General features: G+C 75.5%; 29 protein-coding genes. 12 read left to right on the top strand and 17 right to left on the bottom strand.

Annotation, left to right across the window (positions count from 1 at the left end):
* Window positions 1–27 precede the first annotated feature (27 nt).
* The 3 genes from BJ983_RS17150 to BJ983_RS17140 are packed head-to-tail and all read right to left on the bottom strand — an operon-like array spanning window position 28 to window position 2053.
* Window positions 28–852: an ABC transporter permease gene (locus tag BJ983_RS17150; protein ID WP_179794904.1), complete on the bottom strand. Its 825-nt coding sequence runs from the start codon at window positions 850–852 to the stop codon at window positions 28–30.
* Window positions 812–1606, bottom strand: a complete 795-nt coding sequence (locus BJ983_RS17145; RefSeq protein WP_179794903.1) for an ATP-binding cassette domain-containing protein — start codon at window positions 1604–1606, stop codon at window positions 812–814. The genes BJ983_RS17150 and BJ983_RS17145 overlap by 41 nt, the downstream gene beginning before the upstream one ends.
* On the bottom strand, window positions 1607–2053 hold the full coding sequence (locus BJ983_RS17140) for a MarR family transcriptional regulator (protein ID WP_179794902.1): 447 nt from the start codon (window positions 2051–2053) through the stop codon (window positions 1607–1609). It abuts the gene before it with no gap.
* 122 nt (window positions 2054–2175) lie between these two features.
* Between BJ983_RS17140 and BJ983_RS17135 the strand changes: the two genes are divergently transcribed.
* From BJ983_RS17135 to BJ983_RS17125, 3 genes are all read left to right on the top strand, one after another.
* Entirely contained in the window at window positions 2176–2682 is a 507-nt protein-coding gene (locus BJ983_RS17135; protein ID WP_179794901.1) for an SRPBCC family protein, read from the top strand.
* A gap of 63 nt (window positions 2683–2745) precedes the next feature.
* Window positions 2746–3471: a DUF1990 family protein gene (locus BJ983_RS17130; protein WP_218890311.1), complete on the top strand. Its 726-nt coding sequence runs from the start codon at window positions 2746–2748 to the stop codon at window positions 3469–3471.
* 137 nt (window positions 3472–3608) lie between these two features.
* The gene (locus BJ983_RS17125; RefSeq protein ID WP_179794899.1) at window positions 3609–3941 is read left to right on the top strand and encodes a hypothetical protein; all 333 of its coding nucleotides are present in this window, start codon (window positions 3609–3611) and stop codon (window positions 3939–3941) included.
* Between the two features lie 52 nt (window positions 3942–3993).
* Here the strand turns inward: BJ983_RS17125 and tatC are convergent, their stop codons facing one another.
* Together tatC and BJ983_RS17115 are read right to left on the bottom strand one after the other, a co-directional pair.
* Window positions 3994–5001, bottom strand: a complete 1008-nt coding sequence (tatC, locus tag BJ983_RS17120; RefSeq protein ID WP_179797911.1) for a twin-arginine translocase subunit TatC — start codon at window positions 4999–5001, stop codon at window positions 3994–3996.
* A gap of 74 nt (window positions 5002–5075) precedes the next feature.
* Window positions 5076–6143 (bottom strand): endonuclease/exonuclease/phosphatase family protein, encoded by a 1068-nt coding sequence (locus BJ983_RS17115; protein ID WP_179794898.1) that lies wholly within the window; start codon window positions 6141–6143, stop codon window positions 5076–5078.
* 122 nt (window positions 6144–6265) lie between these two features.
* On the opposite strand from BJ983_RS17115, the gene BJ983_RS17110 reads away from it, so the two are divergent.
* The 3 genes from BJ983_RS17110 to BJ983_RS17100 all read left to right on the top strand — a co-directional run bounded on the left by BJ983_RS17110 (window position 6266) and on the right by BJ983_RS17100 (window position 9540).
* Window positions 6266–7036 carry a hypothetical protein gene (locus BJ983_RS17110; RefSeq protein WP_179794897.1) on the top strand — a complete coding sequence of 257 codons (771 nt, stop codon included), beginning with the start codon at window positions 6266–6268 and terminating at the stop codon, window positions 7034–7036.
* A gap of 207 nt (window positions 7037–7243) precedes the next feature.
* On the top strand, window positions 7244–8530 hold the full coding sequence (locus tag BJ983_RS17105; protein WP_179794896.1) for a hypothetical protein: 1287 nt from the start codon (window positions 7244–7246) through the stop codon (window positions 8528–8530).
* Between the two features lie 197 nt (window positions 8531–8727).
* Window positions 8728–9540 carry an SCO4651 family lipoprotein gene (locus tag BJ983_RS17100; RefSeq protein ID WP_179794895.1) on the top strand — a complete coding sequence of 271 codons (813 nt, stop codon included), beginning with the start codon at window positions 8728–8730 and terminating at the stop codon, window positions 9538–9540.
* Here BJ983_RS17100 and BJ983_RS17095 read toward each other — a convergent pair.
* Genes BJ983_RS17095 through BJ983_RS17085 form a run of 3 tightly spaced genes read right to left on the bottom strand, consistent with a single transcriptional unit; the run spans window position 9537 to window position 12381 of the window.
* Complete coding sequence (locus BJ983_RS17095; RefSeq protein WP_179794894.1) at window positions 9537–10574, bottom strand: endonuclease/exonuclease/phosphatase family protein; 1038 nt, start codon at window positions 10572–10574, stop codon at window positions 9537–9539. The genes BJ983_RS17100 and BJ983_RS17095 overlap by 4 nt on opposite strands.
* Window positions 10571–12052, bottom strand: coding sequence for a DUF2235 domain-containing protein (locus BJ983_RS17090; protein ID WP_179794893.1), 1482 nt, complete (start codon window positions 12050–12052; stop codon window positions 10571–10573). Before BJ983_RS17090 ends, BJ983_RS17095 begins: the two co-directional genes overlap by 4 nt.
* Before the next feature lie 47 nt (window positions 12053–12099).
* Window positions 12100–12381 carry a hypothetical protein gene (locus BJ983_RS17085; RefSeq protein ID WP_179794892.1) on the bottom strand — a complete coding sequence of 94 codons (282 nt, stop codon included), beginning with the start codon at window positions 12379–12381 and terminating at the stop codon, window positions 12100–12102.
* Between the two features lie 166 nt (window positions 12382–12547).
* On the opposite strand from BJ983_RS17085, the gene BJ983_RS17080 reads away from it, so the two are divergent.
* The gene (locus BJ983_RS17080; RefSeq protein WP_179794891.1) at window positions 12548–13783 is read left to right on the top strand and encodes an erythromycin esterase family protein; all 1236 of its coding nucleotides are present in this window, start codon (window positions 12548–12550) and stop codon (window positions 13781–13783) included.
* A 20-nt stretch (window positions 13784–13803) separates the two neighbouring features.
* Here BJ983_RS17080 and BJ983_RS17075 read toward each other — a convergent pair whose 3' ends face one another.
* Window positions 13804–13983: a hypothetical protein gene (locus BJ983_RS17075; protein ID WP_179794890.1), complete on the bottom strand. Its 180-nt coding sequence runs from the start codon at window positions 13981–13983 to the stop codon at window positions 13804–13806.
* Window positions 13984–14105: 122 nt separating this feature from the next.
* Between BJ983_RS17075 and zwf the strand changes: the two genes are divergently transcribed.
* Window positions 14106–15602 (top strand): glucose-6-phosphate dehydrogenase, encoded by a 1497-nt coding sequence (gene zwf, locus BJ983_RS17070; protein ID WP_179794889.1) that lies wholly within the window; start codon window positions 14106–14108, stop codon window positions 15600–15602.
* A gap of 53 nt (window positions 15603–15655) precedes the next feature.
* Here the strand turns inward: zwf and BJ983_RS17065 are convergent, their stop codons facing one another.
* The 3 genes from BJ983_RS17065 to BJ983_RS17055 all read right to left on the bottom strand — a co-directional run bounded on the left by BJ983_RS17065 (window position 15656) and on the right by BJ983_RS17055 (window position 16553).
* Window positions 15656–15823 (bottom strand): hypothetical protein, encoded by a 168-nt coding sequence (locus BJ983_RS17065; protein WP_179794888.1) that lies wholly within the window; start codon window positions 15821–15823, stop codon window positions 15656–15658.
* Between the two features lie 31 nt (window positions 15824–15854).
* Complete coding sequence (locus BJ983_RS17060; RefSeq protein WP_179794887.1) at window positions 15855–16169, bottom strand: hypothetical protein; 315 nt, start codon at window positions 16167–16169, stop codon at window positions 15855–15857.
* A gap of 180 nt (window positions 16170–16349) precedes the next feature.
* Window positions 16350–16553: a hypothetical protein gene (locus BJ983_RS17055; RefSeq protein ID WP_179794886.1), complete on the bottom strand. Its 204-nt coding sequence runs from the start codon at window positions 16551–16553 to the stop codon at window positions 16350–16352.
* Window positions 16554–16865: 312 nt separating this feature from the next.
* Between BJ983_RS17055 and BJ983_RS17050 the strand changes: the two genes are divergently transcribed.
* On the top strand, window positions 16866–17399 hold the full coding sequence (locus BJ983_RS17050; RefSeq protein ID WP_179794885.1) for a hypothetical protein: 534 nt from the start codon (window positions 16866–16868) through the stop codon (window positions 17397–17399).
* A 79-nt stretch (window positions 17400–17478) separates the two neighbouring features.
* Here the strand turns inward: BJ983_RS17050 and BJ983_RS17045 are convergent, their stop codons facing one another.
* From BJ983_RS17045 to BJ983_RS17035, 3 genes are all read right to left on the bottom strand, one after another.
* Complete coding sequence (locus BJ983_RS17045) at window positions 17479–19302, bottom strand: hypothetical protein (RefSeq protein WP_179794884.1); 1824 nt, start codon at window positions 19300–19302, stop codon at window positions 17479–17481.
* 174 nt (window positions 19303–19476) lie between these two features.
* Window positions 19477–19635, bottom strand: a complete 159-nt coding sequence (locus BJ983_RS17040) for a hypothetical protein (protein ID WP_179794883.1) — start codon at window positions 19633–19635, stop codon at window positions 19477–19479.
* A gap of 91 nt (window positions 19636–19726) precedes the next feature.
* Window positions 19727–20038, bottom strand: coding sequence for a hypothetical protein (locus BJ983_RS17035; RefSeq protein ID WP_246326284.1), 312 nt, complete (start codon window positions 20036–20038; stop codon window positions 19727–19729).
* A 199-nt stretch (window positions 20039–20237) separates the two neighbouring features.
* Here BJ983_RS17035 and BJ983_RS17030 point away from each other — a divergent pair, with 199 nt between their 5' ends.
* The gene (locus tag BJ983_RS17030; protein ID WP_179794882.1) at window positions 20238–21320 is read left to right on the top strand and encodes a potassium channel family protein; all 1083 of its coding nucleotides are present in this window, start codon (window positions 20238–20240) and stop codon (window positions 21318–21320) included.
* Here BJ983_RS17030 and BJ983_RS17025 read toward each other — a convergent pair.
* Together BJ983_RS17025 and BJ983_RS17020 are read right to left on the bottom strand one after the other, a co-directional pair.
* Window positions 21292–21651: a hypothetical protein gene (locus tag BJ983_RS17025; protein WP_179794881.1), complete on the bottom strand. Its 360-nt coding sequence runs from the start codon at window positions 21649–21651 to the stop codon at window positions 21292–21294. The genes BJ983_RS17030 and BJ983_RS17025 overlap by 29 nt on opposite strands.
* A 79-nt stretch (window positions 21652–21730) precedes the next feature.
* Window positions 21731–21904 carry a hypothetical protein gene (locus BJ983_RS17020; RefSeq protein WP_179794880.1) on the bottom strand — a complete coding sequence of 58 codons (174 nt, stop codon included), beginning with the start codon at window positions 21902–21904 and terminating at the stop codon, window positions 21731–21733.
* A gap of 223 nt (window positions 21905–22127) precedes the next feature.
* Between BJ983_RS17020 and BJ983_RS17015 the strand changes: the two genes are divergently transcribed.
* Entirely contained in the window at window positions 22128–23198 is a 1071-nt protein-coding gene (locus BJ983_RS17015; protein WP_179794879.1) for an LCP family protein, read from the top strand.
* A 4-nt stretch (window positions 23199–23202) separates the two neighbouring features.
* Window positions 23203–24717, top strand: a complete 1515-nt coding sequence (gene mftG / locus BJ983_RS17010; protein WP_343054226.1) for a mycofactocin dehydrogenase MftG — start codon at window positions 23203–23205, stop codon at window positions 24715–24717.
* The last annotated feature ends 176 nt before the right edge of the window (window positions 24718–24893 follow it).

The raw sequence follows: 24893 nt of genomic DNA, 5'->3' as shown, positions 1-24893 counted from the left end.
GCGACCTTTTCTGCTCACAGGACGAAGTCACCTGGCGAGTCGCGGCAGCAGCGCCGAGGCCACCGAGATCATCACGGCGGCCGCCACCAGCAGGACGACGAAGCACAGGCCGAGCCGGGCGGGCGTGCCGACGAGCAGGCCGCGCAGGGCCTCCACCTCGTAGCTCAGCGGGTTGACGTGGTTGACCACCTGGAGCCAGCCCGGCATCACGTCGACCGGGTACAGCGCGTTCGAGGCGAAGAACAGCGGCATCGTGATGGCCTGGCCGATGCCCATGAGTCGGTCGCGGGAGAGCACGACCCCGGCGAGCGTGATCGACAGGCAGCAGAAGAACGCCGACCCGAGCACCACGATCACGGCGGCCCCGAGGAGCTTCAGCGGGTTCGCCGTGAGCCCGACCCCGAGCAGCAGCGCGATCACCACGACGACGAGCGCCTGCACCAGGGCGCGGATGCCGGCGGCGAACGCCTTCGCGGTCACGAGGGCCGCCCGCGGGGTCGGGGTGACGAGCAGCTTCGCGAGCACGCCCGCGTCGCGTTCCCAGATGACCTGGATGCCGTAGAAGATCGCGATGAACAGCGCGGACTGCGCCAGGATCCCGGGCGCGAGGAAGTCCAGGTACGGCGTGCCGCCGGTCGGGATCGCGTGCAGGCGGCTGAACGTCGTGCCGAACACGACGAGCCAGAGGGCGGGCTGGACGGTGCGGGTGACCAGCTCGGTGCGGTCGTGGCGCAGCTTCTGCAGCTCGACCAGGCACATCGCGCCGACCCGGCGCAGCAGCAGCGTGGCCTCGCCGACCGGCGAGAACCGCTCAGCCGACGCGGCGGGCGGTGCGGCGGGCAGCACGGACATCGCGCATTCCTCCTGACGGTTCGAGGGTGTCGCCGGTGTGGTGGCGGAAGACGTCCTCGAGGGTCGCCTCCCCGCCGATCGCGGCGGTGAGCTCGGCGGGCGTGCCCTCGGCGCGGAGCCGGCCGCGGTGCATCAGGGCGACGCGGTCGCAGTGCAGCTCGGCCTCCTCCATCGCGTGGGTGGTGACGAGGACGGTCATCCCGTTCGCGCGGCGCACCTCGTGGATGCGGTCCCACACCCCGGAGCGCGCGACCGGGTCGAGCCCGACGGTCGGTTCGTCGAGCACCAGCACGCGGGGCGCGCTGACCAGGGCCTGGGCGAGTTCGAGTCGACGGACCATGCCGCCGGAGTAGGTCGACGCGGTCCGGTCGGCCGACTCGGCGAGGCCCATGGCGTCCAGCACGGAGTCGACGGCCTCGGCCCGCTCGCGGCGGGGGACGTCGAAGAGGCGGGCGAACAGGGCCACGTTCTCCCGCCCGGTCAACGAGCCGTCGGCCGACAGCTGCTGGGGGACGTAGCCGAGCAGGCGGCGCACCCGTCGTCGGGAACGGACGACGTCGAGCCCCTCCACCCGCACCGTGCCCGGGGGAGCGGGCAGCAGCGTGGTGATGACGCGCAGCGTCGTCGTCTTGCCGGCGCCGTTCGGCCCGAGAAGGCCGAACACCTCGCCGGGCGCGAGCGCCAGGTCGACGCCGTCGACCGCGACGTGGTCGCCGAACGCGTAGTGCAGATCTTCCACCAGTACCGGGTTCACTCAGGCTCCCTCCACCGCGTCGAGCAGGCGTTCCAGGGCCGGGACGGCGGCCTCGAGGACCGCGCGGTCGGCGTCGGGCAGGCGTCGCAGGGCGTCCTCGACAAGCTCGCTCCGCGCCGTCCGCCACTGCCGCAGGCGCGTCCGGGCGGCGTCGGTGAGGTCGAGTCGGACGGCCCGTCGGTCGGCCGGGTCGGTCCGGCGTTCGAGGTGACCGTCGGCGACCGCCGCGCGCACCGCCGTCGAGACGGTGTTCTCGGCCAGGCGCAGTCGTCGGGCCACCGCCCCGACGCCGGCGCCGGGCAGCTCCTCGACGGCACGCAGCAGCTCGACCCGGCCCGCCGGCAGGTGCTCGACGCCGAGCCGGTCACGGGTCCGCCGGCGCACCGCCCGGCGCAGCGCCGTGATCGCCGGCAGCAGGCGGTCGGCCAGGGCGGGGGCGACGAGCACGGCACCAAGTTAGCTCTGCTTACGAGACAAGTCGAGTCGTGGGCCATACCGGGCCCCGTTCCGATCGGGCGACGGCGTCTCTACGCTCGGCCCCGGAGCGGACCACGACGAGGAGGCCCCGCGTGCACCAGCACCTCGAGGTGCGGATCGGCGCCTGCCCGGACTACGTCTGGGCCGTGCTGACCGACGTCGCCCGGTGGCCGGACTGGTCGCCCTCGCTGCGCGCGGTGGAGCCCTTCGACGGCGGGCCCCTGGTGGTCGGTGGCGGGGTGCGGGTGCGCCAGCGCCACCTGCCCGACCGGGACTGGCGCGTCACCGAGCTCCGGCCCCACCGCGGGTTCACCTGGCACGGGACCGGCCTCGGCTCGGCGTCGTCGTTCCGGGTCCGGCTCGGGCGCTCGGCCCAGGGCCGCGGCACCGACGTGGTGGCCGACCTCGACCGCTCCGGGTGGATGGGCTCGATGCTCGGCGCGATGACGGCATCGACGTCGTCGGCCCACCTCGGGGACCTGCTCGAGGGGCTGCGTCGGCGGTGCGAGGCCGGGCAGGGGCGAGCGGATCGACGGTGGACGGGCGAGGGTGCGCCCACCCCGGTGGGTGTGGCGAGCGAGGCACGTCCGCGCGCCTGAACCGGGTACCCCGCGCGGGTGCAGCTGGTCCCCGGTCCCCGTCAGGTCGTCCGCGAAGCACGGATGCTCACGTCCGCGCCCCGTGGCCTGCTCGCGCTCGGTCGCATCTGGGCGCTGCCCGGGGTGCGGGTCAACCACCGCGAGGAGCCGGGTGACCCGGAGACGGACGCCCCGCCACCGCTGCCGTCCCCCGGCCCGCGCGACCAGACGCTGTTCGACGGGCACGGGCCGATGCTGCACCGCGTCTTCACCGTCCACGTCCCGGACGCGCAGCTCGGGCCGCGCGAGCTCGTCGCCGTGCTGGTCGCGGACATCAACGCCGCGATGATCCCCGGGGCCGCCCGCTTCGACCGCGTCACCGGGTCCGACCACGCCCTGACCGTCGGGGACGAGTACGTCGTCCGGATCCCCGGGCCGTGGGACGGACCGGTGCGGGTGGTCGACCGCAACGACGAGACCCGCCGCTCGTCGTTCCGGCTCGCCACCCTCCAGGGGCACGTGGAGGCCGGCCAGATCGAGTTCGCGGCGGAGGGCGCCGGCGACGAGGAGGGCGGCGACCGCACCCTCCAGTTCACGATCACCACCTGGGCCCGCGCGGGGGACGTCGTGGCCGACCTGTTCTACAGCCGCCTCCGCCTGGCGAAGAACCTGCAGTACCAGCTCTGGGTGCACTGCTGCGTGCGCGCGGCCGAGCTGGCGGGGGGTCGGCCCGAGGGCGGCGTCGAGGTCGTCACGCGCTCCGTGCCCTGGACCGACGAGGTCGCCGAGAAATTCTCGGCGGCCGGGTAACGCCGGAGCCCCGGCGGACGAACTGACAGGTGGCCCCGGCGGGCCGCGGGACCCCCGACCTCGCGGCTCACCGGGGCCATCGTCGTTCCCGGCGCGCCTGCACGAGGAGACCCGCGATGCGATCTAGCCTCGATCGGGTGTCCCCCGGTCGAGTCCGCGTCCCCGTCCCGGGCGCCGTCGTCGGCGTCGTGATCGCGCTCTGCGCCGTGCTGCTCCTCAAGTGGCTGGCGATCGTCGCCCTGGTCGGGTGGGGGCTGACGCTCGCGGTGCGCTGGGCCTGGCGCCGCCACCGCGGCCAGGCGTCCCCGTCGTCGGACGCCGGGCTGGACCTGCTGGTCCCCGCCCCGCGGCCGGCGGTCGTCGACGTGCCCTCCGAGGACTGCACGTGGTGCGGCCTGGCCGGCGGGCACCGGGACCTGCGGGGCCGGCTCGTCCGTCCGCGACACGCGCATGTGCCTTCCGGCAGGTGAGCACTCAGGGGGCCTGTAGCCCCACTTTCTGCTCAGCTGCGCGCAGCGCACCTCACGTCACGTCGTCGTAGTCGCTTCCCGACGGCGGGTCGGTGCGGGTGGGGGCGGGCGCCGGGAGCGTCGTGCGGCTCCCGGTCTCCAACGCGGAGGCGCCCACCGGCGCGGACGCGGTGACGGTGCTCGCCGCCGCGGCCGTCCCCGCCATCGGCGAGGGTCCGGCCTCGTCGTCGGCCAGCCCCTGCCACGGCGAGGCCTTCGCGGCCCGCCTGTCGTGGACCCGGCACACCTGCGCGGCGATCTCGAACAGCACCGTCAGCGAGCACCCGAGGGCGAGCATCGAGAACGGGTCCTGGCCGGGCGTGACGACGGCCGCGAACACGAAGATCGCGAAGATCAGCCCGCGGCGCCAGGCCTTGATCGTGGCGTACGGGAAGATGCCGACCCGGTTCAGCATGATCATCAGCAGCGGCAGCTCGAAGCTCACGCCGAAGATCACCAGCAGGGTGATGAGCAGGCTGAAGTAGTCGTCGCCGCGCAGCGCGGTGATCTGGATGCCGCCACCGACGGTCACCAGGAAGTACAGCGCCTTGGTCAGCACCAGGTAGGCCATCACGGCCCCGCCGACGAACAGGATCGTCCCGGTGCCGATGAAGACGCGGGCGAACTTCCGCTCGTGGGCGTGCAGCCCCGGCGTGATGAAGCCCCAGAGCTGGGAGAGCCAGATCGGGCTGGAGAGCACCACCCCGGCGGCCACGCCGACCTTGATGAGCAGCGTGAGCTGTTCGAAGGGGGCGAAGGCGACGAGCTGGCAGCGGTTCGGGTCGCCGAGGGTCAACCGGGCGCCGGGGGGCAGGGCGCAGTAGGGCTCGGTGAGCAGCTCGCCGAGCGACGGGAGCCCGAAGATGTGGAACTGGTACCAGAGCACCCCGACGATCGTGCCGAGCAGGACGGCGATGACGCCGATCATGAGCCGGCGTCGCAGCTCGTGGATGTGCTCGAGGAGCGTCATCGTGCCGTCGGGGTTCCCGGCGCGCGGACGCAGCCAGCGGGGGACGTGCATCCACGACGGTCGTGCCACGGCGGATCAGCCTACGGACGTCGTGTGTACCCCCGGTGACCCGGGAGCGACGGGCGCTACAGCCGCAGACGCACGAGCAGCCCGCGGTGGTCACTGCCGGGGAGGTCGAGGACCTCGAGCGACCGCGGACGCGGCCCTGAACCGTCCGGCGCAGTCCGCGTCAGCACGTGGTCGATCTGGGTCCCCAGCCACCGGGGTACCCCGCTGTTCCAGGTGCCGATGAGCGAACCGCCGGTCGCGGTCCCCGCGTCCGTGCAGCCCGCCGTCCCGGCCCGGAACGCGGAGTGGTCCGGCGAGGCGTTGAGATCGCCCACGACCACGGCCGGCCCCGGGGCCGCACACCAGCGCTGCAGCATCTCCAGCTCCCCGGGCCAGTAGCCGATCCACTGCGGCACCACGGACACCAGGTGCACCGCCACGAGGCGGGTCGGGCCGAGGATGCCGCCGCTGACCTCCGCCCAGGGGTAGCGGGTGTCGCCGTCGAGGCGCCGCGCCGACACGTCCCCGGCCCGCGGCGAGCCGGCCACGACGATGCCGCGCACCTCGGCGGCCGAGGGCGGCACGTTCGTCCAGGTCCGCCAGCCCGGCAGCAGCCCGGCCAGCGACCGCCGCATCCGGTCCCCGGCCTCGGGCAGCACGACGAGGTCGGCCCCCGCGCGCAGGGCCGTGGCCGCGATCGCCCGCGGGTCGGCGTGCCCCTCGAACGAGTTCAGCTCCAGGACGGTGAGCTCCGTGCCGCCCGGGGGCGGTCCGGTCGACGGGATCGCGCGCGGGACCACCAGGGCCACCGCGAGCACGGCCACCGCCAGCACCGGGGCGAGCAGGGGCCACCACCGCGGCCGCAGCGCCAGCAGCCCCACCCCGAGCACCCACGTCCCGACGGCGAGCGGCAGCCGCAGGGCCGCGAACACCGCGAAGGGCAGGACGCGGTCGAGTCCGAACTCATCGGGCAGGAGCACGACGACCGCGAGGGCGGTCGCCACCACCGCGCCGAGCAGGCGCCGCCGGGACCGCCGGCCGGACGGCCGCGGCAGCCGGTGCCACGGGGCGTCCGCGGGCCGGGACCGCCAGGCGGGACCCGCCGCGTCCGGACCGGCGGACGGCGGTCGCGCGGTCGTGGACATCGCGGTCGAGCCTAGGTGGGTGGCGTCCGGTGACCGTGTGGCGAGTCCGGTGTCCGGAAAGTGATGAAGAGGCGGCGCGAATGGGTAATGCTGGTCTCTCGGCAGAGAGGGGGAGCGACACGGTGGGCGATCGACGTGCGGCGGCCGAGGTGTTCCCCCTTCCCGACGGCATCGACTGGCACGGCGTGGTCGGCAGCGACGCGGACTCCGTGGAGCTGAAGATGCTGCTCGCGCTCGACGGCGCCCCGGTCCCCACCGAGACCGGTCGGCGTCGCTACGCCCGCCGGGTCTACCTCCTCGACACCCCCGAGCTCGACCTGTGCGGGGTCGGGGTGCACGTGCGGGTCCGGCGGCGCGGCCCGCGGCGCTTCGACCTCGTCGTCCGGGTCCGCGACCGCGACCGGGTCACCGGCCGGCGGGGTCCGCAGGACGCGCGGGTGGAGCTCGACGTCCTGCCCGGGAACCTGCTGCGCACCACCGAGCTCCGGCGCACCGTCGACCCCGACACCGCGGTCGCGTGCCTCGACGACGCCGCCCCGCCGGTCCGTCTCCTCTCGGACTCCCAACGCCGCTGGCTGCGCACCCTGCTGCCCGAGGGCACGCCCGAGACGGTGCTGGACGAGTTGGTCCTGCACGGACCGCTGACCACCCGCCGCTACCGCGTGCCCCGCGCCCGCTTCGGCGTCGGCCGGGCGTTCCTGGAGCACTGCCGCTATCCCAGCGGGCTGGAGCTGCGCGAGCTGTCGGTCAAGTGCCGCCCCGCGGACGCGCCGCGCGCCGCGGTCGCCCTCGCCCGGTTCCTCGCCGACCACCGCATCGAGGTCGCACGCGGGCACCGCACGAAGACGGCGCTGTGGATCGAGGAGATCCGGGAGCGCCAGGGAGCGGTCTGACCGAGCCGGAGCGACCGCTCACCGATCACGACGCCGCATCCTGAGAGGCCCCGGACCCCCGGGAGCACCTCGTCGGGGGAGTGGTTGGGCCGGACGGCGGAGGACACCGACCGGCGGGCGCGCGACGAGCGCCCGTGGTCGCCACGATCTCCGTCCGCTCTCAGGTTGGCCACGAACAGGTCACGGTGCCCCCTACCTTTCCGCTCCGTGACGACGACGGACGGTGCCGCGCTCCCCCTGGCCCCGGTGACCCGACAGGGTCTGCTGCGGGTCGGACTGCACGTGCTGCTCGCCGCGCTGCCGCTGCTGGCGATCTCGGCGCACGTGTTCGGCCTGATCACCATGAACTGGTCGGCCGCCCTGCTGGTCATCCCGCTGGCCACGACGATCCTCGCGCTGTCGATCTTCGACCCGCACCCCGAGGACCGCGTCATCCTCCACGGCTTCGTCTGGGGGATCATCGCCTGCGCGCTGTACGACGTGTTCCGGCTGGACACCGTCTACATGCTCGGCTGGTGGGCGGACTTCATCCCGACGATGGGTACCTGGATCGTCGGTGACGGCGCCTCGAAGGAGTCCGGGGCGTGGGTCGGCTACCTCTGGCGCTACCTCGGTGACGGCGGCGGCATCGGCGTGACGTTCTTCGTCCTCGCCGCGTTCCTCGGCCTCCACCGACGTCCCGCGCCGGTCGTCGTCGCGGCCTCGGTCGCCTTCGCGGTGTTCCCGGTGTGGGCAGGGCTGATCGGGACGGTGTGGCTCGCCCCGCGCGGCCAGACGATGATGTTCCCGCTCACGCCCGTGACGATCACGCTCTCGCTGATCGGCCACCTCATCTTCGGGTTGATCATGGGGCTGGGCTTCGTCAAGACCCGCTCTGCGCACCGCTACTGGCCGTGGACGCCGGTCGTCGGCTGGTTCGTCGTGGCCGAGGGGTCCGCCGAGGGCACGCTGCGCGTCGCCCGCCCCGTCCCGACGTCGGGTCGGGTCCCGTCGGCCGCACGGCCGCCGGCCGCCGCGGCACCGGCCCGTCCGGCGGCGCCGGCGCAGGAGCGCCCGCACGTCGTGCCGCCGCCCCCGATGCCGGTCGGCCACCCGTCGGCCCCGATCCCGCGGCAGCACCCCTCCGGCCCCCTCCCCGTGGCCGGCCCGTCCACCGGCTCGCACCCGACGACGGGCTCGCACCCGCGGACCGGTTCCGGCCCGATCCCGGTGGCCGGCCCGTCGACCGGCTCGCACCCGTCGACCGGCTCCGGCCCGATCCCGGTGGCGGCGTCGTCGCGGACCACGTCGTCGCGGACGACGTCGTCCACCCGCTCGGGTTCCTCGGGCGGTCCCGCGACCGGCTCGACGCCGCGGACGGGCTCGACCCGCACCGCCCCGTCGTCGGGAATGAGCGACACGGGCAACCACACGCTCGACCCGGAGACCTGGGCCCTGTGGCAGCGGCAGCTCGCGACCACCGTCAAGGGTCGGCGCACTCACCGCTGGCGCTGACCGAGCCGGCGACATGAATGGCCCATCGGTGGCACCGGATGCGTCGGAGGAGCCATCGACGCGTCGGGGCCACCCCCCACGGCCCGCGAGCGTGGCGCGCTGCTGACGTCCCGTGTCAGCCGTGTGCCACCGCTGACGTACAGGGCGCGACGGGGCCCCTCACGATCGGACGACCCGCACCGGCCACGATGGGCCCCGTGACCCGCCGCGTGCTCCCCGTTCTGCTGCTCGTCGCCCTGCTGGCCGGGTGCGGGACGTCGCTCCCGGTCAGCCCGGCGACCGTGGTGCGGGCGGCGATCGTCGCGACCGCCGCCGCGGGACCGTCGCGGGTGACCGTCGAGGGCCGGACGGCCGTGGCGGGACAGGAGATCCCGTTGCAGGGCAGTGGGGTGGTCGACCCGCGGGCCCAGGCGGCGGACCTCACCCTGCAGGTGCCGTCCCTCGGCGCCGTGCGCGTGGTGTTCGCGGGCGGTCGGCTCGACGCGCAGCTGCCGCCGGCCGCGTCCGGGCTGATCGGGCTCGTCGCGGGCGGGAAGCCGTGGGTGTCGGTGGACGTCGACCGTCTGGCGCGCTCGAGCTACGGCGCGCCGCTGGGGGCGCTGGGCGTGGGGACGTCGCAGAACCCGGCCCGCCAGCTGGCGTGGCTCGATGCCATCCGGGACGACGTGCGCGAGGTGGGCCCGGAGCAGGTCGCCGGGCGCGACGCCACGCACTACGCGGGTGTCGTCGACCTCGACCGGGTGCCCGGGGCGCAGGACCCGTCCACGAAGCCGGCGGTCGACCTGCTGAAGTCCCAGCTGCGCAGCTCGACGCTCCCGGTGGACCTGTGGGTCGCCGACGGGCGGCTGATCAAGGTCGCGCAGACCGTCACGGTCCCGGCGCAGGGCACGGGCGCCCCGAGCACGACCACCACGGGCCTGACCTTCACCGAGGTCGGCGGCGCGCCCGAGGTGGTGCCGCCGCCGGCCGACCAGGTCGCCGACCTCAGCGGGCTCCTGCCGGCGGGTTAAGCCTGCACGTGGACCGTCACGAGCACCCCGCGGTGGTCGGTCCCGGGTACCTCGATCACGTCGAACCCGTCCACTCCGGCGCCCCCGCCGACGAGCACGTGGTCGAGCTGCGCCCCGAGCCAGCGGGGCAGCCCGGCGGGCCACGTCGCGAGCAGGCCCTTGCCCGCGGCGTCGCCCGCGTCGGTGCAGCCCGCGGTCCCGGACCGGAAGGCCCGCAGGTCGGCGGTCGCGTTGAGGTCCCCGAGGACGACGGCGGGTCCGGTCCCCGGCGCGCACCAGCGTGCGAGGGAGGCGAGCTCGCCCGGCCAGACGTCGATGAGGCCCGGCACCGGGGACGCGAGGTGCGCCCCGACCAGTCGCGTGGGCCCGAGCGCCCCGCCGGTGAGCTCCAGCCAGGGGAAGCGCGCGGGGACCGGGGTCGCCCGCACGTCCCCGAGCGACGGGCCCGCGAAGACGGTGGTGCCGAGGGCGTCGGGATCGCTGCGCGGCACCGAGGACCACGACCGGTAGCCCAGCTCCGGGATCGCCGCGGCCAGGCGCTCGCGGAAGGGCTCGCCCGCCTCGGGGAGGACGAGCACGTCGGGTCGGCGCTCGCGCAGGACCCCGGCGAGCGCCGGCACGTCCGCGCTGCCCCGGTCGACGTTCTGCACCAGCACGACGAGATCGGGTCCCTGGTCGACACCGGGCCCGTCGGGGACCAGCCGGGGAACCAGGGCGACGGCGGACACGCAGCCGATCGCCAGGACCGGCACGACGGTGGGCCACCAGCGGGCGCGGACGGCGAGCGCGAGCAGCCCGAGCACGATCACCGCGAGCGTCGCGGGCGCCCGGACCAGCACGAAGCCGACGAACGGCAGGGTCTGGTCGAGCCCCAGCCGGTCCGGGACGAGCAGCACCGCGATCGCCGCGACCACGACGAGCCCCGCCACCACCCGGGAGGCCCGGGGGAGCCGTCGCCACCGGGGAACGGCGATCGGCCCGGTCGTGGCCTCGACCTCGGCCTCGAGGGGGCGGACCCCGCTGCGCTCCGTCACCCGCGTCCCACCACGAGCGTCGCGGCACCGGAGTTGCCGCGGTACCCGAGCCACGAGTCGTTCGCGTACGCGTAGAGGTAGCCCGGACGCGGCAGGTCCACCGCGCCCGTCCCGACGACCGCGGTGGTGCCGCGGGTCAGGGCCCCGTCCGGGTCGAGCCGGGCGTTCGCGACCGCGGCGACCATCCCCATGCGCCGCGCGTCGCCGTCGCGGGGCGCGCCGGGCGCCTCGGCCAGGCGCGTGGTGAGCCGGCGGACGAGGCGCCGGTAGCCGTCGAGGACGGCGCCCGCGGCGTAGTCCGGCCAGGCGCGCAGCGGCCAGCGCCGGAACCCGTCCGGCGGGGTCGACCCACCGTGGTCGGTCCAGGACCCGCTCGCGGCGAACGTCCAGCGCCCCGCCTCCAGGTAGAGCCCGCACTCGGCCCACGGCTCGTCGGCGGGCACGACCGCGGAGACCGCGGACCCGGCCGGGACGAGGCGTCCGGGCCGGTAGGTCGTCGCGGCGCGCCGGGCGACCGCCGACGGGTGCACGTCGGGGGCGCCCTCGACGACGCGCGGCACCGAGCGGGGCTGCGGGGAGAGCACCGACCAGAGGCCCCGGGGCCCGGGGTCGAGGGGGCCGAGCGGGTCACCCGTCGTCGTGACGGGGGAGTCCCAGGTGAGCCCGACGGCGGCGGTGGCCTCGTCGGCCATCCAGCGCAGCGTGATGTCGGAGAGGGCGCGCGGTCGGTCGTGCGACCCGCCGACGTCGCCGTGGGTGCCGACGAACCACTGCTGGGCGAACGACCGGTGCTCACCGGGCGCCGGGTCGGCCCACACCGCGGGCACGAACGGGCCGCGGCGCTCGTCGAGGGCGAGCGCCTGGCGGGCGTGGCGGACGTCGGGGGCGAGGGTGAGGTCGTGGAAGCCCTGCACCCGGCGGGAGACGAGGGTGGAGAGCAGCCCGAACGTGCGGGGTACCCCGAGTGCGCCGACGGTGTCGAAGACCCCGAGGAAGGCGATCGGGGCGTCGTCGTCGGGGGAGAAGCCGGGCGCGTAGGTGAGCCCGGCAAGGCGCTCGCCGCGCTGGTAGCCGTCGAGGAAGAGCCGCCGGACGACCCGATTGCGCTCGCGGCGGGAGGTATCCGGGGCGAACGCGACGAGCCCGGTCGCGGCGAGCATGCCGGCGAGGCTGCGCACGGTGAACGCGCCGCGGCTGAAGCCGAGCAGGACGACCTCGTCGCCGGGCCGCCAGGTCTCGGCGAGCCAGGAGTACGCCTCGCGGACCCGGCGGTTCAGGCCGAGTCCGAGGGCGCCCTCGAGGACCCGCGACACCGGGTCGCCGTCGGCGCCGACCCCGGGGAAGTACTGCACGAGCTGCGTCTCGTCGGTCCGCAGGGCGTCCGCGAGCAGGGAGACGTTCGTCCGGTCGGACGGGGTGTCCCAGGTGCCGTCACAGCAGATCACCAGGCGTCGTGGTGGCAGAGCGGTGGCGGCCATCGGGCCCGGAGGCTATCGGGTGACCGACGACCTCCGGGGACCGCCGCTCACCAGGTCAGCGGCGAGCGCTGCGGCAGGTCGGAGGAGCGCGGCTCCGGGATCGCGGCCATGGCGGCGCGGACCTGCGCCTCGCGCACCCGCGCCCGGCGGAGGGCGGCGCGGTGCCGGGCCTCGTCGTCGGTGGGCTCGAACCGGGTCTCGCCGCGGATCGCGGCGATCTGCTGTTCGTCGAGGGTCCCCTTGCGGCGCATGGTGACCATGGGAACGGCGAGCCAGGCTCCCAGCGCGGCGGCTGCGGCGGCGGCTCCGGTGGCGGGCTTCGACGTCATGGTGCATACCTCCAGGTGCTCCTCCGCGTTCACGGAGTCACCCACATGTCGCGCCACGGAGGATGACCGTTAGGCCACTCGGCGTCATGTCACCCGAGAGTGTGATGAGACCTGGGCGGGCGACCCCACGACGACGGGTCCGGCGGGCTCCGTAGGGTGCGCGGGCATGGACGACGAGGTCGCCGACGAGGTCGCCGCCCGGGCGGTGCCCGTCGACACCTTCGGGCTCGCCGCCTGGCGCCCGTCCCTGCGCGGGGTCCGGGTGCTCGGGGTGGGCCAGGCCGCGTACGGCACGCGCGAGCTGCTCGAGATGGGGCGGCGCATCGTCGAGTACGCCGTCGACGAGCTGGGCGTGCGCCTGCTGGTGCTCGGCGCGAGCGAGGCCGGCGCCACCGGTCTCGACGCCGCGGCGCGGGGGATCGGCTCGCCGAGCGACGCGGTCGCCGCCCTCGGCGGGTGGGAGTACGACACGCGCGAGATGGTCGGGCTCGTCTCGTGGCTGCGGGACCGCAACGAGATGGTGGACCCGGCCGACCGGGTCCGGGTGGTCGGCGCCGACCCGGTCCGCCCCGCGCGCTCGGTGAAGGTGCTCGGGGCCTACCTGCGCGAGGCGGCGCCCGAGCTGCTGCCCCCCGCGCGGGACGGGCTGGCCGAGCTGCTCGACCGGGAGCCCGACGAGCGGCCGCTGAAGGCCCCGTTCCGGGACATGGTGGTCGGGCTGCACGGTGAACTGGCCGCGGCGGAGGGTCGGCTGACGGCCGAGACCTCGCCGAGCCGGTACGCCGAGGCCCTCGACCACGCGTGGATCCTCGCCCGCGCGGCGGAGGTCGCGGCCGCGCCCCGGGGCCGGGCCTTCCCGACGGCGGAGGAGGCCGAGCTGCTGGACGACACCAGCGCGCCGGTGCTCCGGGCCCGGCTGATCGCCGAGGCCGTCACCCGCGCGGCGGGGTCCGCCGACGGCGCCCCGGCGGCCGTGTTCTGGGGCCACGACGACCTGGTGCGCGTCTCCGACCCGACGACGGCGGGCCGGCACCTGCGCGCCGCGCTCGGCGACGCCTACTACGTGGTCGGCGGCTGGTTCGCCGAGGGCAGTGCGTCCGCGGTGCGCCGCCGCCTCCTCCGGCCGCTGCGTCCCCGGCCCTCCTCGCACCGGCTGCCCGCCCTGGGCGGGACCGCCGAGGCCGACCTGCACCGGGCGCTCGGCGGGAGCGAGGACCGGCTCGTCGACCTGCGCGGAGCCCGCGGCGGGCTCGCCGACTGGGCCGCGAGCCCCACGACGACGCGCCGGATCGGCAGCGTGGTCGACTCCGGTCAGCTCAAGGAGCGCATCCCGCTGGTGCCGGTCCGCGAGTACGACGCGGTCGCCCTCGTGCCCCGGGTGCACCCGGCCTGGATCCGCTGACCCCGGCCGTCATCCGGCCTTCAGGCCGAGGTGGTCGACGGCGGGGGCTCGTCGCCGTCGTGGTCGGCGAGGTCGTCGCCGAAGCGCAGCGGCGGGATGTCCGGCTCCACGTCGACCCCGCTGGGGTCCCCGGCCCCGTGGGTCTGGCTCGATCCGCGGTCGAGCCCGGCCGTCCCGTCGCGCCGCACCCGATTGACCAAGGTTCCGTCGTCCTCCACCGAGCAGGCGTTCCCGCGGTGATCACGTTCAATCCCCCTGTGACGACACACGCCCGCCACACCGGAGGGCTACGGTCCTGGCACTCGATTAGCGGGAGGCTCCGTTGCCCGAACGCAACTCCGACATCGCCTACCCGGGGCCCGGGTCACGCCCCTTCCGCCGGGACCTGGACCCGATCGTCCCGCACGTCATCGTCCTGTTCGGCTGCACCGGGGACCTGGCCAAGCGCAAGCTGCTGCCCGGGCTGGCCTACCTCGCCGAGTCCGAGCTCGCCCCCGACATCCGCATCGTCGGCACCGCGATGGAGGACCTCACCACCGAGCAGTTCCGCGACCTCGCGCACGACGCGGTGCAGAACTTCGGGATGCACCGGCTCGCGGAGTCCGACTGGGACGACTTCGCCACCAAGCTGACCTACGTCGGCCAGCACGAGGGGCCCGAGGCGCTCGCGTCGGCGGTCAAGGAGGCCCGCACGCAGCTGGGCGACCGCGTGCGGCTGCTGCACTACCTCTCGGTGCCGCCGAAGGCGGCGCAACCCGTCGTCGGGATGCTGCGCGACGCCGATCTCGTCGCCGACGCCCGCGTGATCATGGAGAAGCCGTTCGGCTACGACCTGCCGTCGGCGATCCAGCTCAACGACTTCGTCCACCAGGTCTTCGACGAGGCCCAGGTGTTCCGCATCGACCACTTCCTGGGCAAGGAGGCGGCGCAGAACGTCCTGGCGTTCCGGTTCGCGAACGGGCTGTTCGAGCCGATCTGGAACCGCAACTTCATCGACCACGTGCAGATCGACATCCCGGAGGCCCTCGGCCTCGACCAGCGGGCGAGCTTCTACGAGGCGACCGGGGCGTTCAAGGACATGGTGGTCACCCACCTCATGCAGGTGATGGCCTTCGTGGCGATGGAGCCGCCCACCGCGCTCGAACCCCGCGCGATCAGCGAGGAGAAGAACAAGGTCTTCCGGTCGCTCCTGCCGATCCACCCCGGCGACGTGGTCCGCGGGCAGTACGGCGGCTACCGCGAGGAACCGGGGGTCGCGCGCGACTCCGACACGGAGACCTTCATCGCGCTGCGGGTCGGGCTGGACAACTGGCGCTGGGCCGGCGTGCCGTTCTACCTGCGCACGGGCAAACGCCTGGCCGAGGGGCAGCGCATCGTCTCGATCGCGTTCAAGGAGGCCCCGCGGACGATGTTCCCGCAGGGCTCGGGGGTCGGGACGCAGGGCCCGGACCACCTCACGTTCGACCTCGCGGACTCCTCGCGGGTGTCGCTCTCCTTCTACGGCAAGCGCCCCGGGCCGGGGATGCGGCTGCAGAAGCTCTCGATGCAGTTCTCCACCCAGGAGACCGAGGAGGCCTCCGACGTCCTCGAGGCCTACGAGCGCCTCATCCTCGACGCCATGCGGGGCGACCACACGCTGTTCACCACCGCGGACGGCATCGAGTCGCTGTGGGACCGCTCGCAGCCCCTGCTGGCCGACCCGCCGCCGGTCAAGCCCTACCCGCCGGACTCCTGGGGCCCGAACGCGATCCACCAGCTGATCGCGCCCAACGCCTGGCGCCTGCCCTTCGAGCGGGCCTGGCGGGAGAGCCGCAGCTGACGCCCCTCGACCGGCCGGCCCCGTCGTCGGCCGGTCGGGGAGCGCCCGCGGGCTCAGTCGGTCGAGTCGGCGGCGGCCTCCGCCGTCCCCTGGTCCTCGGGGTCCAGATCGATGTCGAAGGCGGGCTCGGCGTCGTCGTCCGGCCCGGGATGCGGCGGGTCGGCCGGCGTGTCGTCCGCGCGGTCGGTCGGGGCGTCGGCGTCGGTACGGGGATCGGTCACCGCCCTGGACTACCCGCCGGGACGACCGGGATCACCGGGCGCCGAGGACCGCCTCGGGACGACGACGGTGGGCCGGCAACGGTGCGGAGGGCGACCGGCGGGCGTCGGGCAGGCCCGGCGCGGCCGGGAACGGCCGCGTCTGCGGGTCGCGCCGGGCGACGGCGTTGTCGATGACGACCTTCGTGGGCGCGCCGCTGCGCTGCGCCGGCGTGCCCTCGACCGGGGTGGTGGCGCCGACCTGCTCGGCGCGCCGGTGGGCGCGCTCGACCCGTTCCCGGCGGAGCCGCGACTCGTCGCGCTCGCGCTGCAGGGTGGCGTGGTGGTGACGACCGCTGTGGCGGGACATAGAGCGATCACGTCCTGGGGTCGGGGACCGGCGGGGAGGGCCTCACGAGGCTCACTCCAGATATCGCCCGTGACCCGGCCGAGCTGGTTCCGCCGTTCGGTGTCACCTTCGGTCACGCTCGTCGCTCGCCCGGGACGACCCGGGTGGGTGGCGGCGTGCGGACGGGTGAGGGCGCTCCGGTCAGGCGTGCCGCGCGGCGGCGTCGAACCCGCCGTCGCGGTGGTCGTCGAGGCGCGGCAGCGGGATCGGGCCGGTCTCGTCCTTCCACGAGGCCAGCGTCCGCTGGTCGGTGGTGCCGTGGACCGCGGCGCTCACGAGGGGCGCGGTCAGCCAGGCGGCGACGGACGAGCCGGCCGCGAGGAGCGCGTTGCTGGCGAAGGACATCGGGGACTCCTCGGCTGGGGGGAGCGTCGGTCGGCCGGGATCGCGCTGGGGCCACGTCCGGTGTGGGGAACAAGATAAGGGTTCACACACGCACTTCACTAGCCCGATCGAGTGAGAGCGAGTGGGGTTGCGGCGCGTCGCATCACGATCAGATCACGGCGACGCCGCGGAGATCCCTCGAGCTGGGGTGACGTGGTGCGCCGAACGGGCGATTGCGATCGCGATCTCGTAACGACACGGTCTCGAGCGACGAAGCTTCCGTCACAGGGAGTGGCGGTGCCGGGGGAGACCGGTCGGCCGAGGGGGTAGGTCATGGGAATCGTCGCAGTCGGTGTCGTCGCCGTCGTCGTGCTGGTCGGGTTCGCGGTGGTGCTGCGGGCCGGGGCGGGCGTCGAGCAGCTCGCGCCGCGGCTCTCGCCGGGCTACGCGCCCACGCTGCTCGCCCGGGCGGGCTTCCCGGCCACCGCGCACAACGTGGCCGTCCTGCACGACCACCTCGGGTCGGCCTTCCTCGACACCGCCCGCGCGACGCTCTCCGCCGACGCCTTCACCGCGCTGCGCGCCCGGTGCCTCGGCGACCGCGGCGGGGTCCCGGTCCGCGGCGGCTCCGCGCGGTCCTGGCCGCAGCGCGTGCTCGACGAGATGGCGGCGGACGGCGCGGACGTCAGCGCGCTGCCGCGGCACACCCAGGACACGCTGCTCGCCACGGCCGGGACCGGCCAGGGACTGTTCGGCGGCTCGGTCTTCGCCCCGCTGCCGGCCCTGCCCGGTGTCGCCGGCCTCGCCGTGGTGCCCGCGCCGCGGACGGCGCCCGCGGTCGTCGCCCCGGTGATCCGGACCGCCTGAGGACACCGCCCACGCCGTTCGGACGGGCCGTTCGTCACGATCGTCCGTGACGGACGGCCCGGTCGTCCGCTGCGGGACGTCAGGGGAGGGGACGCGCCGGCGGGGGCACCGTCGGCCGGTCCTCGGAGCCGCCGGGGGTGGACGGGCCGGCGCCGCTGCGGGGCAGCGGCGGCCCCGTGGGGCCCCCGCGCTGCTCGGGCAGCGGCGCGGGGACGAAGGCCTCCGGTCCGTCCTCGGGCTCCGCGTCGTCCAGCTCGGCCAGCGCCCGACCGGCGGCCAGCCCCGCGGGTTCGTCCGGCCCCACCAGCGTGAGGACCCGGTCGTAGCCGGTGCGCGCGTCGTCGGCCCGCCCGCTGCGGCGGTCGAGGTGGGCGAGATCGAGCGTGGCCTCGGCCTCGCGGCCGGCGTCGGCGGCCGCCCGGGCGGCGGTGACCGCCGCGCGCAGGCACCCGCGCTGCGCGTCGAACCGGCCGGCGTCGCGCTCCAGGCCCGCGAGCAGCAGGGCCGCGTCGGAGGCGTCCCGGGGCGGCCCGTCGCGCACCACGAGCTCCAGGTGTCCCCGGCGGTCCGCCGGGTCGGCGTCGCGGTCGAGGCCCAGCCAGAAGGCGGCGCGCGCCCGCAGCTCGCGCCACGACCCGTCGTCGGGAGTGGCGGTGAGCACGGCCGCGAACCAGCGTCGTGCCTCGGCGGCGCGTCCGGCCTGCAGGGACGAGACCCCGAGCCGGTAGTCCTCGGTCGGGGCCAGGTCGGTCGGCCCGTCCGGGGTCGGGGGCGGTCGCAGCAGGGCGGCGGCGAGGTCGTCGAAGCCCCGGACGACGGCGAGGACCCCGACCGTGCGGCGGTCCGCGCGGTCCGCCGCCGTACCGAGCAAATCGCCGACGACCTCGCCCAGGCGCTCCGGAGGGGTCCAGCCGTCCCGCCCGAGGCGATCGGCGGCCACGGTGAGCAGTGGGTCGGGGACGTGGTGCACCCCGTCCGGCAGCCGCAGGCGGCGCAGCGGCCGGGTGACGCCGCGGCCGCCCGACGACGTGCCGACCAGGTCCTCGACGGCGCGGGTCAGGTCGTCCACGGCCGGCGGGTCGTCGGGCATCTCGCGGGCGTAGGCGAGGGCGAGCCGGGCGAGCAGCGGCGTCGGGAGGGCGTGCGGCACGCCGAGCCGGGCCCAGTCGACGGCCGCCCGCAGCACGGCGGCGCGCGCCGGGGCGAGGGACGGGCGGGAGGCCCGGCGGGACGGCCGGGCGAGGCGGCCGGCGGGGCCGGGGCGGCCGAGCAGCAGGGCGCGCGCGGGCGCGAGGTCGACGGCACCGCCGAGCGACCGGGTCCCCGCCCGGGCGGCCTCCGCGCGGCTGAGCTCCGGGCCGAGCCGGATCAGCGTGACGCCGGGTCCGGGCGCGACCCGCGTGACGTCGGGGTGGAGCAGGGCCTCGTCGACGGTGGCGAACACCCGTGCGCCCTCCGGGGGGCGCGCGACGAGCAGGGCGGCCAGCAGGGCCGGGCCGATCCCGTCGAGCCAGATCACCAGGCCGTCGGCGGGACGGCGGCGCAACGCGTCGACGAGTGCCGGGTCGGCGGGCCCGGACAGCGGGGCGGACCCGCCGAGCGCCGCCGGGTCGGGGCGCACGACGTGGTGGTCGGACAGGAGCAGTCGCGCGGCCCGGGCGAGGGCGAGCGTGCCCCCGGAGAGCCGCGGGGCGGCCACCACGACGACGGGGTCGTCCCCGCCGACCGCGGCCTCGATGCGGTGGTCGGCGTCCCGCTCGACGGGCGGGACGGGGACGGGGTCGTGCACCCCCAGGTCGCGGAGGTCGAGCTCGCGCAGGCGGGGGAGCGACCCGGCGTCGGGACCGTCGGGTCGGCCGGCGCGCGGATCCGACCGCACGCGCCACCGTCCCGTCGTGGTCATCGCAGCCGGCCTCCGCCCGTCGTCCGCCGAGGTCGACACCCACACGGGTCGTCGACGAATCGGTGTTCTACCGGGCTTCGGGGCGGCGGGGAAGCCTCGCGGCGGCGTGGCCGGGCGAGTTCCGCCGGTCGGTCGACATGGGCGATCTCACCGGGGCGAGGAGCCCGACCGGGGTTACCGCGCGCGGGGGAGATCCATCGGCGTCGGACGCGGCGTCGGCACGAGCGCGGCGACGAGGTGGCGGACGCGGGCGGCGGCCTCCAGCCGCTGCTCGCCCGCGGTGTCCCGGCCCACCTGGACCGGGAGCCGGAAGGAGTCGTGGTCACCAACCATGCCCCGCACGTCGTCGGCGGGGCCCGGAACGTTTCGCCCGGCGGCGCGGGACCGGGTGTCTCACCCGGACGCGCGGCGTGTCGTGCCCCGATCAGGCGGCGCGGCCGGGTAGGTGGAGCCGCACGATCCGGACCACGACGTCGCGGAGTCCCTCGGCGTCGAGCGAGGACCGCAGGGAGTCCGCGGCCACGGCGGCGTCCGGCCCGCCGTAGGGACCGTGCGCGTCGACCTCGGCGGTCTGCGGGTCGATCACGAGCACCACGTACCCGTCGCAGTCGTCGAGGGCGGCGAGCGCCTCGATCCAGTCGGGCCCCTCGGCCCCCGCGGCGGTCTCCTCCCCACCGGCCGGGCGCAGCGATCGCTCGAGGTCGGTGCAGGGGTGGCTGGCGAACCGGTCGCCCATCACGTCCAGCTCCTTCTGTGCTACGGCCAGTGACTGGATGGCTGACTCTCCGCAACTCGGAAGAGTTCCTTTCCTGGCCTCGTCACCAGGAGTGACCCGGACCGGCAGGGTTCCTGACAGGACTCGGGCCCGATTCACTCGATCGTGGTAGCGGGACGGTCGGATCGTCGATCACCATGACCGTGACTACGCTGCGCGCGTGGATCGGAGCCAGGGCGCCCGGACGGTGCGGCGGGGCCCGGCCGCCCGGGACGGCGGCACGGCCGTCGTGGTGGTCATGCCCGACCGCGGCGTCGGCCCGCTCGTCGCGCTCGTCCGGCGCCTCGCGCTCGCCGTCGGCGCGCTCGCGGCGGCCGCCCTCATCGTCTACCTGCAGCGCGACGGCTACGTCGACAACAACACCGACGGCCCCATCGGCCTGATCGACGCCTTCTACTACGCGACGGTCTCGCTCTCGACCACCGGCTACGGCGACATCGCCCCGGTGACCGACACCGCGCGGCTGTGGACGATCCTCGCGATCACGCCGCTGCGCGTCCTGTTCCTCATCGTCCTGGTCGGCACCACCGTGGAGCTGCTCACCGAGCGCTCCCGCCAGGCGTTCCGCATCCGTCGTTGGAGGTCCCGCGTGCGCGACCACGTCGTCGTCGTCGGTTTCGGCACCAAGGGCAAGGCGGCGGTCGACACGCTGCTCGGCGACGACGCCCGTCCCGAGCGGATCGTGGTCGTGGACACCGACCGGGGCCGCCTCGACGCCGCGTCGGCGATGGGGCTGGTCACGGTGCGCGGGGACGCCACCCAGTCCTCGGTGCTGCGGACCGCGGGGCTCCCGCACGCCGCCTCGCTGATCGTCGCCACCAACCGCGACGACACCGCGGTCCTCGTCACGCTCACCGCCCGCGAGCTCGCCCCGCGCATCGTCATCACCGCCGCCGTCCGGGAGACGGAGAACGTCCACCTGCTGCGGCAGTCCGGCGCCGACTCGGTGGTGGTGTCCGCCGAGACGGCCGGCCGCCTGCTCGGGGTCGCCACGACGAGCCCGAACGTCGTCGCGGTCGTCGAGGACCTCCTCACCCCGGACGCCGGGATGAGCCTCTCCGAGCGCGACGTCGAACCGTCCGAGGTCGGCGGCTCGCCCCGGCACCTGCGCGACATCGTGCTCGGCGTCGTGCGCGGGGACGAGGTCCACCAGATCGACTCGCCCGACGTGGACGCCCTCGAGCGGGGCGACCGCCTGCTGTTCGTGAAGCGGGTCAGTACGGCGAAGGCACCGAAGCCGTGAGCCGGCACTCGGGGCAGTCCGCCTGATCCGCGCTCAGCCCCGGCACCACCTGTTCGACCGGTGCGCCGCAGCGCGCCCGCAGCCCCGTCGGGTCGCCCGCCTCGCCGAGGGTCACGTCGACGACGTGGCGGCGGCGGTCGTCCGTGCCCACCGCGACGAACGCCCGCTCCCGACGCCGGGCCGGGTCGTCCGGGCGGCCGGGGGCCGTGGGGTCGGGGATGTCGTCCGGCAGCTCGTACGGCGGCAGGTCACCCGGGAACGGGGGCCGTGGTCGGCGGGCCGGCATCGGGTCCATGCCCGACGTCGGGCGGGACGGGTCGGGGACGGTCATCTCGCCCTCCTCTCACCGGGTCCCACTGTCCCCGCGGGGACGGTCGGGCGCCAGGCGGGCTCCGGTCGCCCCGTCGGGATCAGCGGCGGCGGGGGAGCGGGACCGCGGTCGCGTCGGACGGCCCGTCGTCGACGGGCCGACCGGGAGTCCCCTCGGCCCGACGGCGGGTCTGCTCCGGCAGGGACCGCAGGCCGTCGAGCACCCGCGACAGCACGTCGAGGTCCGGGAGGTCGGGCCGCTCGGGTGCGCTCACGGCCCGCACGCTACGGGCTCGGGGCGGTGCGGACGACGACGTCGGCGGCCGACGGTCGACCGACGTCGACGAATGTCCCCGACCGGGTGACGGCCACGCTGCGTACGAGCCGCACTGGTCCGAATGAGGCAGGTGGGGTAACGCCGACCGCCGGGCGCCCGACAGGGTTCACACGGCCCCGGTGCTGCCGGACCGGTCGGGGGACGAGGACACGAGGGATGACATGAGCGTCGATGCACTGCTCCGTTCCGGGGGCGGGGACCCGCCGGAGGACCCGGGGACGCGCCGCCGGCGCGGGCTGCGGGCCCTGGTCTACGTCCTCATCGGGGTACTGATCCTCGTCCTGCTCGCCGTCGCCGGCGTCGTGCTGCTCACGAACCAGCTCGGCGACCAGGTGGGTCGCTACCCCTCGGTCTTCGCCGGCATCGACCCCTCGTCGCGGCCCGCCGGCAAGGGGGGCCAGACGTTCCTGCTGGTCGGGACCGACTCCCGCTCCTCGGATCCCACCACCGGCCGCGACGCGACCGCCCCCGACTTCGTCTTCGGCGCCCAGCGCAGCGACGTGATCATGGTGGCGACGGTCGCGGACGACGGGAAGAGCGCGAGCGTCGTCTCCATCCCCCGCGACTCCTGGGTGGACGTCCCCGGGTACGGCATGAACAAGGTCAACGCGGCCTACTCGTTCGGCGGTCCGCCGTTGATGATCCGGACGATCGAGCAGCTGACCCGCGTGCGCATCGACCACTTCGCGGTCATCGACTTCGCCGGGTTCCAGCAGATGACCGACGCCGCCGGCGGCATCGACGTCAACGTCGGGCAGACCACCGACTTCGGCGGGATCACCGTGCCCGCCGGGCGGCAGCATCTGAACGGGGCCCAGGCCCTGGCCTACGTCCGGCAGCGCAAGGAACTGCCGGGCGGCGACTTCGACCGCGTGCGCCGGCAGCAGAACGCCCTGCGCGCGCTGGTCTCGCAGTCGCTCTCGGCCGGCACGCTCTCGAGCCCCACCCGGGCCTACGACCTCGTGAACTCGGTGACCCAGCACGTCGGCGTCGACGACTCGCTGACCAACACCGGGCTCGCCGAGCTGGTGTTCGGGCTCCGCGACCTGCGGGCCTCGAACATCGAGTTCCTCACCGTGCCGACCACCGGCACGGGCATGGAGGGCTCCCAGTCGGTGGTCTACCTCGACCGGCAGGCGGGCGACGACCTCTGGTTCGCGGTGAACAACGACCAGGTCGGCCCGTGGGCGGCCGCGCGACCGAGCGAGCGGCTCTCCGACACCCCACGATGAGTCGGTGGGCAGCATCGACGGTCGAGTTCCGCTGCGCTCCGTCTCCGTCGACACGCTGATCGTCGGGGGCGGCTCGGCCGGCTGCGCGCTGGCCGGGCGGCTCTCCGAGGATCCCCACCGCCGGGTCCTGCTGCTCGAGGCCGGACCGGCCTATCCCGACGCCGGGTCGTACCCGGCCGAGGTCCGTGACGTCGCCTCCCTCGGCGGCGCCGCGGACGGGCACGCGTTGAACTGGGCGTTCGCCACGGAGCTCGCCGCGGGACGCCGGGCGACCACGGCACGGGGCCGGGTGCTGGGCGGGTCCTCGGCGATCAACGGCGCCAACCACGTCCGCGCGACGCCGGCCGACGTCGACGGCTGGTACGGCTGGACCTGGGCGGACGCCCGGGCCGCCTACGTCCGCGGCGAGGACGACCACGACTTCGACGGCCCGGAGCACGGTCACGACGGGCCCGTGCCCGTGGAGCGGCCCGCCGGGGAGCTGCTCGCCGGGCTGACCGAGCGCGTCGTGCGCGGCGCGCGGGCCCTGGGGGTCCCGGCGGAGCCCGACAAGAACGCGGGTGGTCCGCCCGGTGTCGGGCTCGTCCCGGCGAACGCCGTGCGGGGCGTGCGGGTCAACGCGGCGATGGCCTACGTGCTGCCGGCGCTCGACCGGGAGAACCTCACGGTCCGCGGCGACACCCCGGTCGCCCGGGTGCTCCTCGACGGCACCCGCGCGGTCGGCGTGCTGACCGTCGACGGGGACCGCATCGAGGCCGCCGAGGTGGTGCTCTGCGCCGGCGCGGTCAAGTCGCCCCAGCTGCTCGCGCTCTCCGGGATCGGCCCGGCCGACGAGCTGCGTGCGGTGGGGGTCGAGGTCCTCCTCGACCGCCCCGGTGTCGGGCACGGCTGGAGCGACCACCCGTCGGTGTTCCTCGGGTTCATCGACGACGGGCCGCTGCACCCCGCGGCGGTGTCGACCCAGGCCCTGGTGCACCTCGACGCCGCGACGCTCGACCCGACCCTGCCGTCCGACCCGGCCGGCGACCTCGAGGTGCTGCTGTTCTGCCGGCCGTTCGCACCCGGCGGCGCCCGCCACCTCATGTGCGCCCTGCAGCAGCCGGAGAGCCGCGGGACGTCGGTGCTGTCCGGCGCCGACCCGTCGGTGTCCCCCCGTCTCGAGCACCACTACCTGGCCACCGCGCTCGACCGCGCCCGGATGCGGGCCGTCGTGCGCTTCGCAGGTCGGCTGCTGACGTCGAGCGGCCTCGCGCCGGCGGCGCACCCCGGGGCGTCCGACGCCGAGCTCGACGCGTGGATCGCGGCCTCGCTCACCACCTCCTCGCACCTGTGCGGCAGCGCCGCGACGGGCGTCGCGGACGACCCGGCCGCCGTGGTCGACCCGGCGTTCCGGGTGCACGGGATCGAGGGCCTGCGGGTGGTCGACACCTCGGTGCTGCCGGTCGTGCCACGCCGCGGTCCGGCGGCCACCGCCCTGATGCTCGGGGAGCGCGCCGCGGCGCTGATGCGCGCCCGCTGAGTCGCCGCCCTGCGGTTTCGCGTCGTTCGTCCGGATCTCGTCGAGGTCGACGTCCGGCAACGTCCAGGTCACGTCACGGTTGCGACACGATGGTGTGGTTCCCGGCGCCATCACGGCGGGGCGGGCGGAAGATGTTCGTCGGCCGTGCTGCGGGGGGCGGGCCTGGTGAGGTCCGA

The sequence above is a fragment of the Actinomycetospora corticicola genome, assembly GCF_013409505.1.
In the GTDB taxonomy this organism is placed as follows: domain Bacteria; phylum Actinomycetota; class Actinomycetes; order Mycobacteriales; family Pseudonocardiaceae; genus Actinomycetospora; species Actinomycetospora corticicola.
The sequence above is the reverse complement of the archived record's forward strand: the minus strand, read 5'-3'. Positions and strand labels throughout refer to the sequence as shown.

Bases quoted from the DNA above. Each gene is read 5' to 3' on its own strand.
- BJ983_RS17150 (WP_179794904.1), bottom strand. From the start codon at position 852: ATGTCCGTGCTGCCCGCCGCACCGCCCGCCGCGTCGGCTGAGCGGTTC.
- BJ983_RS17130 (WP_218890311.1), top strand. From the start codon at position 2,746: ATGCTCACGTCCGCGCCCCGTGGCCTGCTCGCGCTCGGTCGCATCTGG.
- tatC (WP_179797911.1), bottom strand. From the start codon at position 5,001: ATGCACGTCCCCCGCTGGCTGCGTCCGCGCGCCGGGAACCCCGACGGC.
- BJ983_RS17115 (WP_179794898.1), bottom strand. From the start codon at position 6,143: ATGTCCACGACCGCGCGACCGCCGTCCGCCGGTCCGGACGCGGCGGGT.
- BJ983_RS17090 (WP_179794893.1), bottom strand. From the start codon at position 12,052: ATGGCCGCCACCGCTCTGCCACCACGACGCCTGGTGATCTGCTGTGAC.
- BJ983_RS17085 (WP_179794892.1), bottom strand. From the start codon at position 12,381: ATGACGTCGAAGCCCGCCACCGGAGCCGCCGCCGCAGCCGCCGCGCTG.
- BJ983_RS17080 (WP_179794891.1), top strand. From the start codon at position 12,548: ATGGACGACGAGGTCGCCGACGAGGTCGCCGCCCGGGCGGTGCCCGTC.
- BJ983_RS17060 (WP_179794887.1), bottom strand. From the start codon at position 16,169: ATGTCCCGCCACAGCGGTCGTCACCACCACGCCACCCTGCAGCGCGAG.
- BJ983_RS17055 (WP_179794886.1), bottom strand. From the start codon at position 16,553: ATGTCCTTCGCCAGCAACGCGCTCCTCGCGGCCGGCTCGTCCGTCGCC.
- BJ983_RS17050 (WP_179794885.1), top strand. From the start codon at position 16,866: ATGGGAATCGTCGCAGTCGGTGTCGTCGCCGTCGTCGTGCTGGTCGGG.
- BJ983_RS17045 (WP_179794884.1), bottom strand. From the start codon at position 19,302: ATGACCACGACGGGACGGTGGCGCGTGCGGTCGGATCCGCGCGCCGGC.
- BJ983_RS17040 (WP_179794883.1), bottom strand. From the start codon at position 19,635: ATGGTTGGTGACCACGACTCCTTCCGGCTCCCGGTCCAGGTGGGCCGG.
- BJ983_RS17035 (WP_246326284.1), bottom strand. From the start codon at position 20,038: ATGGGCGACCGGTTCGCCAGCCACCCCTGCACCGACCTCGAGCGATCG.
- BJ983_RS17025 (WP_179794881.1), bottom strand. From the start codon at position 21,651: ATGACCGTCCCCGACCCGTCCCGCCCGACGTCGGGCATGGACCCGATG.
- BJ983_RS17015 (WP_179794879.1), top strand. From the start codon at position 22,128: ATGAGCGTCGATGCACTGCTCCGTTCCGGGGGCGGGGACCCGCCGGAG.